The 12,470-nt window shown below is 71.2% G+C and carries 13 protein-coding genes; 5 read left to right on the top strand and 8 right to left on the bottom strand.

The features are described 5' to 3' along the window. The first annotated feature begins 24 nt into the window (after positions 1–24). The 4 genes from ACPOLB_RS15960 to ACPOLB_RS15945 are packed head-to-tail and all read left to right on the top strand — an operon-like array spanning position 25 to position 4,211. Positions 25–1,032 (top strand): ABC transporter ATP-binding protein, encoded by a 1,008-nt coding sequence (locus ACPOLB_RS15960; RefSeq protein ID WP_425256996.1) that lies wholly within the window; start codon positions 25–27, stop codon positions 1,030–1,032. Then, positions 1,029–1,973, top strand: coding sequence for an ABC transporter permease (locus tag ACPOLB_RS15955; protein ID WP_425256995.1), 945 nt, complete (start codon positions 1,029–1,031; stop codon positions 1,971–1,973). The genes ACPOLB_RS15960 and ACPOLB_RS15955 overlap by 4 nt, the downstream gene beginning before the upstream one ends. Then, positions 1,963–2,763 carry an ABC transporter permease gene (locus ACPOLB_RS15950; RefSeq protein WP_425256994.1) on the top strand — a complete coding sequence of 267 codons (801 nt, stop codon included), beginning with the start codon at positions 1,963–1,965 and terminating at the stop codon, positions 2,761–2,763. Before ACPOLB_RS15955 ends, ACPOLB_RS15950 begins: the two co-directional genes overlap by 11 nt. Before the next feature lie 11 nt (positions 2,764–2,774). Beyond that, positions 2,775–4,211 (top strand): gamma-aminobutyraldehyde dehydrogenase, encoded by a 1,437-nt coding sequence (locus tag ACPOLB_RS15945; protein WP_425256993.1) that lies wholly within the window; start codon positions 2,775–2,777, stop codon positions 4,209–4,211. Here ACPOLB_RS15945 and ACPOLB_RS15940 read toward each other — a convergent pair. The 3 genes from ACPOLB_RS15940 to ACPOLB_RS15930 are packed head-to-tail and all read right to left on the bottom strand — an operon-like array spanning position 4,201 to position 6,594. After that, positions 4,201–5,136 (bottom strand): LysR family transcriptional regulator, encoded by a 936-nt coding sequence (locus tag ACPOLB_RS15940; protein ID WP_425256992.1) that lies wholly within the window; start codon positions 5,134–5,136, stop codon positions 4,201–4,203. The genes ACPOLB_RS15945 and ACPOLB_RS15940 overlap by 11 nt on opposite strands. A gap of 13 nt (positions 5,137–5,149) precedes the next feature. After that, entirely contained in the window at positions 5,150–6,043 is an 894-nt protein-coding gene (locus tag ACPOLB_RS15935) for a ParB/RepB/Spo0J family partition protein (protein WP_425256991.1), read from the bottom strand. A gap of 11 nt (positions 6,044–6,054) precedes the next feature. Further along, entirely contained in the window at positions 6,055–6,594 is a 540-nt protein-coding gene (locus ACPOLB_RS15930; RefSeq protein ID WP_425256990.1) for an RBBP9/YdeN family alpha/beta hydrolase, read from the bottom strand. Between the two features lie 53 nt (positions 6,595–6,647). Between ACPOLB_RS15930 and argC the strand changes: the two genes are divergently transcribed. Continuing rightward, on the top strand, positions 6,648–7,589 hold the full coding sequence (gene argC, locus ACPOLB_RS15925; protein ID WP_425256989.1) for an N-acetyl-gamma-glutamyl-phosphate reductase: 942 nt from the start codon (positions 6,648–6,650) through the stop codon (positions 7,587–7,589). A 35-nt stretch (positions 7,590–7,624) separates the two neighbouring features. Here the strand turns inward: argC and ACPOLB_RS15920 are convergent, their stop codons facing one another. From ACPOLB_RS15920 to mnmG, 5 genes are all read right to left on the bottom strand, one after another. After that, complete coding sequence (locus tag ACPOLB_RS15920; RefSeq protein WP_425256988.1) at positions 7,625–8,395, bottom strand: GNAT family N-acetyltransferase; 771 nt, start codon at positions 8,393–8,395, stop codon at positions 7,625–7,627. Further along, complete coding sequence (locus tag ACPOLB_RS15915) at positions 8,388–9,155, bottom strand: ParA family protein (protein WP_425256987.1); 768 nt, start codon at positions 9,153–9,155, stop codon at positions 8,388–8,390. Before ACPOLB_RS15915 ends, ACPOLB_RS15920 begins: the two co-directional genes overlap by 8 nt. Continuing rightward, positions 9,152–9,763, bottom strand: coding sequence for a LysE family transporter (locus ACPOLB_RS15910; RefSeq protein ID WP_425261934.1), 612 nt, complete (start codon positions 9,761–9,763; stop codon positions 9,152–9,154). The genes ACPOLB_RS15915 and ACPOLB_RS15910 overlap by 4 nt, the downstream gene beginning before the upstream one ends. Positions 9,764–9,838: 75 nt before the next feature. Next, positions 9,839–10,504 (bottom strand): 16S rRNA (guanine(527)-N(7))-methyltransferase RsmG, encoded by a 666-nt coding sequence (rsmG, locus tag ACPOLB_RS15905; RefSeq protein WP_425256986.1) that lies wholly within the window; start codon positions 10,502–10,504, stop codon positions 9,839–9,841. Beyond that, positions 10,501–12,465 carry a tRNA uridine-5-carboxymethylaminomethyl(34) synthesis enzyme MnmG gene (gene mnmG / locus ACPOLB_RS15900; protein ID WP_425256985.1) on the bottom strand — a complete coding sequence of 655 codons (1,965 nt, stop codon included), beginning with the start codon at positions 12,463–12,465 and terminating at the stop codon, positions 10,501–10,503. Before mnmG ends, rsmG begins: the two co-directional genes overlap by 4 nt. Positions 12,466–12,470: the final 5 nt, after the last annotated feature.

The raw sequence follows: 12,470 nt of genomic DNA, 5'->3' as shown, positions 1-12,470 counted from the left end.
CCGGCAGACTTCCCGGCTGACTCCATGACTGCTGCTGTCCAGCTCGAAGACGTCGCGTGCGTCTTCGGCAGCGGTGCCTCGGCCGTGCGGGCCGTGGACCGCGTGAACCTGACGATCGACGCCGGCGAGTTCTTCACGCTGCTCGGGCCCTCGGGCTCGGGCAAGACGACCTGCCTGCGCATGATCGGCGGCTTCACGCTGCCCACGGCCGGACGCATCCGCATCGGCGGCGCCGACGTGACGCTGGCCCCGCCCTACGCGCGGCCGGTGAACACGGTGTTCCAGGACTACGCGCTGTTCCCGCACATGAGCCTGCGCGACAACGTCGCCTACCCGCTGATGGTGCGCGGCGTGGCCAAGGCCGAGCGCCTGCGCCGTGCCGAGGAACTGCTGGCCCTGGTGCAGCTGCCCGGCGTGGGCGACCGCCGGCCGGCGCAGCTCTCGGGCGGCCAGCGCCAGCGGGTGGCGCTGGCACGGGCGCTGGTCGGCCAGCCGCAGGTGCTGCTGCTCGACGAGCCGCTGGGCGCGCTCGACCTGAAGCTGCGCGAGCAGATGCAGAGCGAGCTGAAGGCGCTGCAGCGCCGCCTGGGCATCACCTTCCTGTTCATCACGCACGACCAGCACGAGGCGCTGTCGATGAGCGACCGCATCGGCGTCTTCAACGCCGGCCGGCTCGAGCAGGTGGGCACGCCGCAGGCCGTGTACGACACGCCGGCCACGCGCTTCGTCGCGCAGTTCGTCGGCGCCGCCAACGTGCTGGACGGCGAGACGGCCCGGCGCCTGACCGGCCACGCCGCTGCGATGCTGCGGCCCGAGCGCATCCGGCTCGCAGGCAGCGCGGGCAATGCGCAGGCCGCCGGCACCGTGGCCGAGGTGCAGTACTTCGGTGCCTTCACGCGCGTGAAGGTCGACGTGGGCGGCACGCTGCTGCAGGCCGACCTGCCGTCGGACGCGGGCGGCGGTGCGCCCGAGGCCGGCCGCAGCGTGCAGCTGCACTGGGACGCCCGCGCGGTGCACGCGCTGGGCGCATGACGATGGCCGCGCTGCCGCTCGCGGGCCCGCCCACGCTGCGCCGGCGCGTCTCGGACCTGCTCTACACGCGCCGCGGCCTGCTGCTGCTGGCGCTGCTGGCGCCGCCGCTGCTGTGGTTCGGCGTGGTCTACCTGGGCAGCCTGCTCGCGCTGCTGGCCAACGCGTTCTTCCGGCTCGACGACTTCACCGGCCAGGTCGTGCGCGAGGTCGGCATCGGCAACTTCATCGCGCTGCTGGAGATCGCCAACCTCGACGCCGCGCGGCGGTCACTGGGCATGGCGGTGGCGGTCACGCTGGCCTGCACGGTGCTGGCCTTCCCGCTGGCGCTGGTGATGGCCCGCCACGCCAGCGGCGCCACGAAGGCAGCGCTGTACATCGCGGTGATGCTGCCGCTGTGGAGCAGCTACCTGGTGCGCCTGTACGCCTGGAAGCTGCTGCTGGCCAAGGAAGGCGCGATCAACTGGGCGGCCGAGCACCTGCACGCCGGCTGGCTCATCGAGGCGCTGCTGGCCACACCGCTGATCGGCGGCCCCAGCCTGAGCTTCTCGACGCTGGGCACCTTCATCGTCTTCGTCTACATGTGGCTGCCGTTCATGGTGCTGCCGCTGGTGGCGGCGATCGAGCGCATTCCGCAGAGCACCATCGAGGCGTCGGCCGACCTCGGCGCCGGCCCGGCCACCACCTTCCGCCGCGTGATCCTGCCGCTGGCGATGCCGGGCGTGGCCGCCGGCTCGATCTTCACCTTCAGCCTGACGCTGGGCGACTACATCATCCCGCAGGTCATCGGCGACTCCACGCTGTACATCGGGCAGGTCATCTACCGCCAGCAGGGCGTGGCCGGCAACCTGCCGTTCGCGGCCGCGTTCTCGCTGGTGCCCATCGCGGCGATCGCGCTGTACCTGTGGTTCGCCAAGCGGCAAGGGGCGTTCGATGCGCTCTAGCACTGCAGGCCGCACCTGGCTGAAGACCGCGGCCTGGGCCGTGGTCGCCTTCCTGCACGTGCCGCTGGCGCTGATCGTGCTGTACGCCTTCAGCGCCGAGGACAAGAGCTACGTCTTCCCGCCGCCGGCACTCACCACGCAATGGTTCGGCGTGGCGTGGGAGCGCGAGGACGTCTGGGCCGCGATGCGCCTGAGCTTCGAGGTCGCGGCCTGGAGCACCGCGGCCGCGCTGGTGCTGGGCACGCTGGCGGCCGGCGCGCTGGCACGGGCGCGCTTCTTCGGGCGCGACGCGGTGTCGCTGCTGTTCATCCTGCCGATCGCGCTGCCGGGCGTCATCAGCGGCATCGCGCTGCGTTCGGCGGTGCACACGCTGGAGATCCCGTTCAGCTTCTGGACCATCGTGATCGGCCACGCCACCTTCTGCGTGGTGGTGGTCTTCAACAACGCGGTGGCGCGGCTGCGGCGCATGAACCCCAACCTCATCGAGGCCAGCATGGACCTGGGCGCCGACGGCTTCCAGACGCTGCGCTACGTGATCCTGCCGCAGCTGGGCTCGGCGCTGCTGGCCGGCGCGCTGCTGGCCTTCGCGCTGAGCTTCGACGAGGTCATCGTCACCACCTTCACCGCCGGCCAGCAGACGACGCTGCCGATCTGGATGCTGCAGGAGCTGATCCGCCCGCGCCAGCGCCCGGTGACCAACGTGGTGGCCGTCTTCATCATCGCGCTCACCTTCGTGCCCATCCTGCTGGCCTACCTGCTGACCCGCGCCGACGAACCGACGCAACGCTGAAGGAGATTTCCATGGACCTGACCCTGCCCACCGAGCTGTACATCGACGGCGCCTTCGTCGCGGGCGAGGGCGAACCCGAGCGTGTGCTGAACCCGGCCACCGGCGCGCTGCTGGTCGAGGTGCCCGAGGCCTCGACCGAGCAGGTGCACAAGGCCGTCTCGGCCGCGCACCGCGCCTTCGATGCCTGGCGCGACACCACGCCCGCCGACCGCGCGCGCATGCTGCTGAAGCTGGCCGACGCCATCGAGGCGCAGGCCGAGACCTTCGCGCGGCTCGAAAGCCTGAACTGCGGCAAGCCCTACGCGCGTGCGCTCGGCGACGAGATCCCGGCGGTGGCCGACTGCTTCCGCTTCTTCGCAGGCGCCTGCCGCACGCTGACCGGGCCGCTGGCGGGCGAGTACCTGGCCGGCCACACGAGCTTCATCCGCCGCGACCCGGTGGGCGTGGTGGGCTCGATCGCGCCGTGGAACTACCCGCTGATGATGGCGGCGTGGAAGACCGCGCCGGCGCTCGCCGCCGGCAACACGGTCGTCATCAAGCCCAGCGAGCAGACGCCGCTGTCGACGCTGTGGCTGGCCAAGGTGGCGGCCGAGATCTTCCCGAAGGGCGTGTTCAACGTCATCGCCGGCCGTGGGGCCAGCGTCGGGCAGCCGCTGGTCGAGCACCCCAAGGTGGCGATGGTCAGCCTGACCGGCGACGTCTCCACCGGCCGCAAGATCCTGCAGGCCGCGAGCAGCACGCTCAAGCGCACGCACCTGGAGCTGGGCGGCAAGGCGCCGGTGATCGTGTTCGACGACGCCGACCTCGCCGCCGTGGTCGAGGGCCTGCGCACCTTCGGCTACTACAACGCCGGCCAGGACTGCACCGCCGCCTGCCGCATCTACGCGGGGGCGAAGATCCACGACAGGCTGGTCGCCGACCTGTCCAGCGCGGTGAAGAGCATCAAGGTCGGCACGCCCGACGAACCCGACGTCGAGATCGGCCCGCTGATCAGCGACCGCCAGCGCAACCGCGTCGCCAGCTTCGTCGAACGCGCGCAGATGACCGGCCACATGGAGATCACCGCCGGCGGCCGCCAGCCCGCGGGCAGCGGCTTCTTCTACGAGCCGACCGTGATCGCCGGCGCGCGCCAGGACGACGAGATCGTGCGCCGCGAGGTCTTCGGCCCGGTGGTCAGCATCACGCGCTTCTCCGACCCCGCGCAGGCGGTGGACTGGGCCAACGACAGCGACTACGGCCTGGCGTCGTCGGTGTGGACGCAGGACGTGGGCCGCGCGATGCAGGTGGCACGCAAGCTCCAGTACGGCTGCACCTGGATCAACACGCACTTCATGCTGGTCAACGAGATGCCGCACGGCGGCCTGAAGAGCAGCGGCTACGGCAAGGACCTGAGCCTGTACGCGCTGGAGGACTACACCGTGCCGCGGCACGTGATGCTCAAGCTCTGAGCGCCCCGCGCGGCGAGCGCGCGCGCGACTGCTCGCGCGCGACCTCGATGAACTCCAGCGCCGCCGGCTTGAGCGCCAGGCCGCGGCGCCAGACCAGGCCCACGTCCACCGTGGGCAGCTCGTCGCGCAGCGCGCGCACGTCCACGTGCTCGGCGTCCAGCGTCCACGGGCGGTACAGGAAGTCGGGCAGCACCGCGATGCCGGCGCCGGCGCCGACCAGCGAGCGCACGGCCTCCAGCGACGAGGTCTTCAGCAGCGTGCGGGGCTTCAGCTGGTGGCGCGCCCAGGCCGCGCGCAGCAGGTCGCCGATGCGGTCGGCTTCCAGCACCACCTGGTCGTAGGCGGCACAGTCGGCCAGCGTCACGTCCTGCTGCTGCGACAGCGGGTGGTCCGACGCCAGCCAGACGCGGTTGGGGCTGCGCGTCAGTGTCTCGGCCACCAGCGCCTGCGGCTCTCCGAGCACGTTGCTGACCATGATGGCGACGTCGAGCTCGCCATTGATCAGCAGGTGCTCCAGGAACGGCGGCGTCTCCTCGGTCACCAGCACGCTCACGGCGGGGCAGCTGCGCCGGTAGCGCGACAGCAGCTCGCTCAGGTAGTAGCCGGCGACCAGGCTGGTGACGCCCACGGCCAGCGTGCCGCGCAGCGCACTCGACCCGTCGGCCTGGTGCAGCCGCGAGGCCTCGGCGACGGCACCGATCACCTTGCGCGCGCTGGCCAGGAAGCGGTGGCCCTGCGGCGTGAGCGTCATGCCGCGCGAACTGCGCTCGAACAGGGCCTGGCCGAGCTCGTCCTCCAGCTCCTGCATGCTCTTGGTGACCGCGCTCTGCGCGATGTTCAGCATGCGCGAAGCCGCAGCGACCGAGCCGCTCTCGGCGACGGCGATGAAGTAGCGGAACTGCCGCAGCGTGATGTGCGAGGACACCGCGGCCGCCTGCTCAATCGACCGGCAGCCCCAGCTTCTGCAGCAGGCCGTTGAGCTCGTCGAGCGAGTCGAAGCGGATCGCGATCTCGCCCTGCTCGCCGCGCTTCGTGCGCTTCTTGACGCGGATCTCCACCGGCGCGGTGAGCTGGTCGGACAGCTGCGATTCCAGCCGCACGAGGTCGCGCGACTTGGCGTCGCGGCTGCGCGGCGCCGGGTCGGGCTGCGCAGCGCTGGCCACGGCGCGTGCGACCAGCTTCTCGGCCTCGCGCACGCTCAGCTTCTTCGCCGCGATCTCGCTGGCGCTGGTGATCTGCGCCGCACCGCTCAGGCCCAGCAGCGCACGCGCATGGCCCATGTCCAGGTCGCCGGCCAGCAGCATCTGCTGCACGGGCTCGGCCAGGTTCAGCAACCGCAACAGGTTGCTGGCCGCGCTGCGCGAGCGGCCCACGGCCTGCGCCGCCTGCTCGTGCGTGAGCTGGAACTCGCCGACCAGGCGCTGCAGGCCCTGCGCCTCTTCCAGCGGGTTCAGGTCCTCGCGCTGGATGTTCTCGATCAGCGCCATCACGGCCGCCGCCTCGTCGGGCACCGGCTTCACGAGCACGGGCACGCTGTCCAGGCCGGCCAGCTTCGCGGCGCGGAAGCGCCGCTCGCCGGCGATGATCTCGTAGCGCCCGCCGTCGAGTGGCCGCACCAGGATGGGCTGCATGATGCCCTGGCCCTTGATGCTCTCGGCCAGCTCGTACAGCGAGCCTTCGTCCATGCGCGTGCGCGGCTGGTACTTGCCGGCCTGCAGCATGTCGAGCTTCAGCGTCGTCGGCGGGCCCGCGGGCGCGGGCGTGTCGCTGACCTTGGGGCCGAGCAGCGCTTCGAGGCCGAGGCCCAGGCCCTTGGGTTTCTTGGTGACCATGGCGGGCATTGTCACCGACCGAGCTGCCGCAGCCAGGCGCGGCCGGCCGGCCAGTCGCCCAGGCCGCTGTCGCCGTTGACGTGGCCGGCCGCGCCGACACTGTGCGCGGGCGCGCCCCAGGCCGCGGCCAGCGTGCGCGCGGCGTCGGCGCTGCAGAACGGGTCGTCGTCGCTGTGCAGCAGCGTGGCCGGGAACGGCAGCGGCTGCAGCACCGCCGGGTGCCAGCGCGCGACGTTGGGCGGCATGTCGGGGCGGCCGAGATCGGGTGGGGCCACCAGCAGCGCACCCTGCACGCGCGCGGTGTGCTGCGAGTGCGCGGCCCACGCGGCGACCAGATGGCAGCCGAGGCTGTGCGCCACCAGCACGGCCGGGCGCGGGTCGGCCAGGATGGTCTCGTCGAGCTGCGCCATCCAGTCGCCGCGGCGCGGCCAGATCCAGTCGGCCTGCTGCACCCGCTGGTCGCCGTGCAGTGCCTCCCAGCGGCTTTGCCAGTGCGCGGGGCCGGAATCGAGCCAGCCCGGCAATTGCAGAACGCGTTGCGATGTCGCCATCTTCCTGCCGTATCCTTGCGGGTTTTCCAGGCATTGTGCGTGAAGGGCCAGCCATGACTTACAGCGTCTTCGTCGACGGGCAAGAGGGCACGACCGGCCTGCGCATCCACGAGTACCTGGCCGAGCGCAGCGACGTCGAGGTGCTGCGCATCGCGCCCGAACTGCGCAAGGACGCGGCCGAACGCGCCCGCTTGCTGAACGCCGCCGACGTCGCCTTCCTGTGCCTGCCCGATGCCGCCGCACGCGAGGCCGTGGCGCTGGTGCGCAACCCCGGCACCTGCATCATCGACGCCAGCACCGCGCACCGCACGCTGCCGGGCTGGGCCTTCGGCCTGCCCGAGCTGGTGCCAGGCCAGCGCGCGCAGCTGCGTGCCTCCAAGCGCATCGCGAACCCGGGCTGCCACGCCAGCGCCTTCATCCTGCTGCTGCGCCCGCTGGTCGACGCCGGCCTGGTGCCGGCGGCCTTGCCGCTCAGCGCCACCTCGATCACCGGCTACTCCGGCGGCGGCAAGAAGATGATCGAACAGTACCAGGCAGGTGGGGAGCCTGCGCTCACTTCGCCGCGGCCCTACGGCCTGACGTTGCAGCACAAGCACCTGCCCGAGATGGTGGCGCACACCGGGCTGCAGGTGGCACCGGTCTTCATGCCCATCGTCAGCAACTTCTACAAGGGCCTGGCGGTGACGGTGCCGCTGCACCTGTCGCAGCTGCCCGCGGGCACCACGCCCGAGGCGCTGCACGCGGCATTGGTGCGGCACTATGCCGGCGAGCGGTTCATCCGCGTGCTGCCGCTGCGCGATGCCGACACGCTGGAGCACGGCTTCTTCGACGTTCAGGCCTGCAACGACACCAACCGCGTCGACCTGTGCGTGTTCGCCAACGACAAGCAGGCGCTGCTGATGGCGCGCCTGGACAACCTGGGCAAGGGCGCCAGCGGCGCCGCGGTGCAGGCGATGAACGTGCACCTGGGTGTGGACGAAGGCCTGGGGCTCTGAACCCCGGAGAGGCCTGGGCAGCAGCCCCGGGCGGTTCAGGCGGCAGGCGCCTGCCGGTAGTGGTACCGGTAGCCTTCGCTGAAGCCCAGCCGCGCGTAGAGGCGGCGTGCGCCGTGGTTGTCGTGCTCCACCTGCAGGTAGGCCACCTGCGCGCCCTCGGCGGCCGCCAGCGCCAGCAGGTGCCGGCACAGCAGCGACGCCCACCCCTGGCCGCGCGCCGCCTCCCGCGTGAAGACGTCGTAGAGGCCGACAAGGTCGGCTTCGCGTGCGAACTGGCCACAGGCCTGCACCTCGCCGCCATCGTCCAGCAGCGCGAAGCCCTGGTACGGCACCGGAGACAGCTGCAGGCGCTGGGCGTGCGCCGTGCGCTGCGCGGGCGGCGAGCCTCGCAGCGCACCGACCGCCTCGGCGTAGCGCACGGCGTCCAGCGCCTGCCAGTGCAGACCGGGCGGCAGCGGGGGCGGCGCAGCAGCTGGCAGCCGGGTGCAGACCAGCACGCGCGTGTCGTCCAGCACCGTCATGCCCAGCGCCGCCAGGGTCGCGTCCAGGTCGGGCGGCTGCGTGAAGCGCGTGATGCGCAGCACCATCGGCAGGCCGGCGTCGCGGTAGAGGTCGGCGCAGAGTGCCAGCTTCTGCGCCATCGGCAGCCGGCCGGCGGCGACGGCGTTGATGCAGCGCGCGCGCTTGGCCTTGCCGGGCGAGTAGCGCACCAGCCAGCCGTCGAACCAGCGCTGCTGCGGCGGTGCGCTGGCGTTCAGGCTGGCGTCCTCGATGCGCGCGAGCAGCGTCTCGCAGAACTCAGCCAAGCCGCGCCACCATCTCGCGCGCGAACTCCACGAAGGCCTGTGCGCCCTTGGACGCCGGGTCGAAGCTGACGCCGGGTTGCCCGTAGCTGGGTGCTTCGGCCAGGCGCACGTTGCGCGGGATCACGGTGTTGAAGACCTTGTCGCCGAAATGCGCCTTGATCTGGTCGCTCACCTGCTGCTGCAGCGTGATGCGGGGATCGAACATCACGCGCAGCAGGCCGATGATCTGCAGGTCGGGGTTCAGGTTGGCGTGGACCTGCTTGATGGTGTTGACCAGGTCCGACAGGCCTTCGAGCGCAAAGTATTCGCACTGCATCGGCACGATGACGCCGTGCGCCGCGCACAGGCCGTTCAGCGTGAGCAGGCTCAGGCTGGGCGGGCAGTCGATCAACACGAAGTCGTAGTCGCCGGCCACGGTCAGCAGCGCCTGCTTCAGGCGCTTCTCGCGGCGCTCCAGTTCCACCAGCTCGACTTCGGCGCCGGCCAGTTCGCGGTTGGCGCCCAGCACGTCGTAGCCGCCCTGCGGGCTGCGCTGGCGTGCTTCGGCGATGCCGGCGGATTCGAGCAGCACGTCGTACACCGTCAGCGGCAGCGCACGCTTGTCGACGCCGGAACCCATCGTGGCGTTGCCTTGCGGGTCCAGGTCCACCACCAGCACGCGGCGGCCCACCAGGGCCAGGCCGGCGGCGAGGTTCACGGTGGTGGTGGTCTTGCCGACACCCCCCTTCTGGTTCGCGATGCAAAAGGTGCGCAAGGTCATTGGGTGCCGAGTCGAATGCCGAAGCCGATGAGGAAGACGCCCGCCAGGCGTTCGAGCGTCCGCGCGAGGCGCCGGTGGGCCCGCACCTGGCGACCCACGGCCTGCGCGAATGCACACAGCAGCAGGCAGTAGACGGCGGTGATGGCGGCGATGGTCAGCGCCATCACGCCGAACGTCAGCGCGCCGCGGTGCAGCGCAGGATCGATGAACAGCGGGAAGAAGGCCATGTAGAACACGATGGCCTTGGGGTTCAGCAAGGTGATCAGGAACGCCTGCCGGGCGTAGTGCCCGGTCTCGATGCGGATCGGCGCGCCCTGCCCTGGCTGGGCGAACAGCAGCTTCAGCCCGATCCAGGCCAGGTAGGCCGCGCCGGCGTACTGGATGCCCTGGAACCAGACCGGATGTGCCGCCAGCAACGCGGCCACGCCGCCGACGGCCATCCACATCAGCACCTGGTCGCCGGCGATCAGGCCGGCGGTGGCGGCTGCGCCGGCGCGGAACCCACCCTTGCTGGTGGAGGTCAGCAGCGCAAACGTGCCGGGGCCTGGCAGGGCCAGGAACAGCAGGATGGCGGCGCAGAAGGCGCCGTAGTCGGCAATGCCGACGATTTCGGCCATGGGAATCTCGGGCTGGGGCGTTGGGGGCCGGTGGGAAACCGGTGGGAAACCGGTGGGGAGCGTATCTCAGTTTGACGGGGCCTCGGTGGCAGCGGGAGCGCCGCCAGCCGCCGGGCGCATCCAGACCAGGCAGCGCTGGGCAGCCAAGCCGGGCACGGCCAGTGGTTCCACGTGAAACACCTGCACGTCAACCGGCAGCGCCGCGATCTCGTCGCCGGGCTGTTTGCCCTTCATCGCCAACCACGCGCCGCCCGGCGCCAGCCGCGCGCGGGTCCAGCGCGTGAAGTCCACCAGCGACGCAAAGGCCCGCGAAGTGACGACGTCGAAATCGCCTTGGGGCATCTGCTCCACCCGGGCGTGTTCGGCGTGCAGGTTCGGCAGGCGCAGCGCCGCCGCCACCTGCCGCACGAAGGCGGCCTTCTTGCCCACGGTGTCGACGCAGGTCACGTCCATCCCCGGCAGCATCACGGCGATCACCACACCAGGCAACCCGCCACCGCTGCCCACGTCGAGCAAGCGGCCTTGTGCGGCGTGGCGCTGCAACGGCGGGATCAGGGCCAGGCAGTCGGCCAGATGCTGCGTCAGCATCTCGGCCGGGTCGCGCACGGCGGTCAGGTTGTAGGTGCCGTTCCACCGCTGCAGCAGGTCCAGGTACTGCAGCAGCGCAGCCGTCTGGGCCGGTGTGGCCCGCAGGCCGAGGGCGGCACAGATGCCGTCGAGCGCCGCGCTCAAGCAGCCTCGTCCTGTGGCGTGGTGTCGGCGGCGAAGCCCTTGAAGCGGCTCTTCTTCAGGTGCACCAGCAGCAGCGAGATCGCTGCCGGCGTCACACCCGAGATGCGTGCCGCTTGTCCCAACGTGGCCGGGCGGTGGCGCGCAAGGGTCTGGCGCACCTCGAACGACAAGGCGCTGACCTGCGCGTAATCCAGCTCCGGCGGCAGCACCATCGCCTCGAAGTGCGCGGCCCGCTGCACTTCGGTGTTCTGCTTGTCGATGTAGCCGGCGTACTTGATGTGGATCTCGGCCTGCTCGATCACCGCATCGGCCTCGGTGGCGCCGAACTCGGCCTGCAGTGTTTCACGTGAAACACGCTCCGGGGCGCCGGCCACGGCCGCCATGGCCCAGGCCTGGTCGAAGCCGACACCCGGGCGCCGCAGCAGGTCGGCCAGGCTGTACTCGTGCTCCAGCGCCTTGCCGATCAGGCGCTCGGCGTCGGGCGCCGGCACGGTGGCCGGCCGCACCCACGTCGCCCGCAGGCGCTGCAGCTCGCGCTCCAGCCGTTCGCGCTTGCGGCTGAAGGCGGCCCAGCGCACGTCATCCACCAGACCCAGCATGCGGCCGGTCTCGGTGAGACGCAGGTCGGCGTTGTCCTCGCGCAGCTGCAGGCGGAACTCCGCCCGGCTGGTGAACATGCGGTAGGGCTCGGTCACGCCCTTGGTCACCAGGTCGTCCACCAGCACGCCCAGGTAGGCCTGGTCGCGCCGCGGCAGCCAGGGCGCCCTGCCCTGCACCTGCAGCGCGGCGTTCAGTCCCGCGAACAAGCCCTGCGCCGCCGCCTCCTCGTAGCCGGTGGTGCCGTTGATCTGGCCGGCGAAGAACAGGCCCCGCACCTCGCGCGTCTCGAAGCTGTTGCGCAACCCGCGCGGATCGAAGTAGTCGTACTCGATCGCATAGCCCGGCCGCAGGATGTGCGCGTTCTCCAGACCCGGCATCGACCGCACCGCGGCCAGCTGCACGTCGAACGGCAAGGACGTGGAAATGCCGTTCGGGTAGAACTCGTGCGTCGTCAGGCCCTCGGGCTCGAGGAAGATCTGGTGGCTGTCCTTGTCGGCGAAGCGGTTGACCTTGTCCTCGATGCTCGGGCAGTACCGCGGCCCCACGCCCTCGATGACGCCGGTGAACATCGGACTGCGGTCGAAACCGCTGCGGATGATGTCGTGCGTGCGTGCGTTGGTGTGCGTCACCCAGCATGGCACTTGCCGCGGATGCTGCTCGGCGCTGCCCAGGAAGCTGAACACCGGCACCGGATCCAGGTCGCCGGGTTGTTCCTGCAGCCGACTGAAGTCGATCGACCGGCCGTCCAGCCGCGGCGGCGTGCCGGTCTTCAGGCGACCCTGCGGCAGCTGCAGTTCCTTCAGCCGTGCCGACAGGCTGACCGCCGGCGGGTCGCCCGCGCGCCCGGCGCTGTAGTTCTGCAGCCCGACGTGGATGCGCCCGTCCAGGAAGGTGCCGGCCGTCAGCACCACGGCGCGGCCGCGAAAGCGCAGCCCCACCTGCGTGACGGCACCGACCACGCGGTCGCCTTCGAGCATCAGGTCGTCCACCGCCTGCTGGAACAGCCAGAGGTTGGGCTGGTTCTCCAGCCGCTGGCGGATCGCCGCCTTGTACAGCACACGGTCGGCCTGCGCGCGCGTGGCACGCACCGCCGGGCCCTTGCTGCCGTTGAGGATGCGGAACTGGATGCCGGCTTCGTCGGTGGCCGCGGCCATCGCGCCGCCCAGGGCATCGATCTCCTTGACCAGGTGCCCCTTGCCGATGCCGCCGATGCTGGGGTTGCAGCTCATCTGCCCCAGCGTCTCGATGTTGTGCGTCAGCAGCAGCGTGCTGCAGCCCATGCGGGCGGCCGCCAGGGCAGCTTCGGTGCCGGCGTGGCCACCACCGACCACGATCACGTCGAACGACTGGGGATGCAACATAAGTG

It is taken from the genome of Rubrivivax soli (genome assembly GCF_049810355.1).
Taxonomy (GTDB): domain Bacteria; phylum Pseudomonadota; class Gammaproteobacteria; order Burkholderiales; family Burkholderiaceae_C; genus Rubrivivax.
The sequence above is the reverse complement of the archived record's forward strand: the minus strand, read 5'-3'. Positions and strand labels throughout refer to the sequence as shown.

What these genes read in the sequence shown, in the direction of transcription:
- ACPOLB_RS15945 (WP_425256993.1), top strand. Translation starts at nt 2,775, where the DNA reads ATGGACCTGACCCTGCCCACCGAGCTGTACATCGACGGCGCCTTCGTC.
- ACPOLB_RS15930 (WP_425256990.1), bottom strand. Translation starts at nt 6,594, where the DNA reads ATGGCGACATCGCAACGCGTTCTGCAATTGCCGGGCTGGCTCGATTCC.
- ACPOLB_RS15955 (WP_425256995.1), top strand. Translation starts at nt 1,029, where the DNA reads ATGACGATGGCCGCGCTGCCGCTCGCGGGCCCGCCCACGCTGCGCCGG.
- argC (WP_425256989.1), top strand. Translation starts at nt 6,648, where the DNA reads ATGACTTACAGCGTCTTCGTCGACGGGCAAGAGGGCACGACCGGCCTG.
- ACPOLB_RS15950 (WP_425256994.1), top strand. Translation starts at nt 1,963, where the DNA reads ATGCGCTCTAGCACTGCAGGCCGCACCTGGCTGAAGACCGCGGCCTGG.
- ACPOLB_RS15915 (WP_425256987.1), bottom strand. Translation starts at nt 9,155, where the DNA reads ATGACCTTGCGCACCTTTTGCATCGCGAACCAGAAGGGGGGTGTCGGC.
- ACPOLB_RS15960 (WP_425256996.1), top strand. Translation starts at nt 25, where the DNA reads ATGACTGCTGCTGTCCAGCTCGAAGACGTCGCGTGCGTCTTCGGCAGC.
- mnmG (WP_425256985.1), bottom strand. Translation starts at nt 12,465, where the DNA reads ATGTTGCATCCCCAGTCGTTCGACGTGATCGTGGTCGGTGGTGGCCAC.
- ACPOLB_RS15935 (WP_425256991.1), bottom strand. Translation starts at nt 6,043, where the DNA reads ATGGTCACCAAGAAACCCAAGGGCCTGGGCCTCGGCCTCGAAGCGCTG.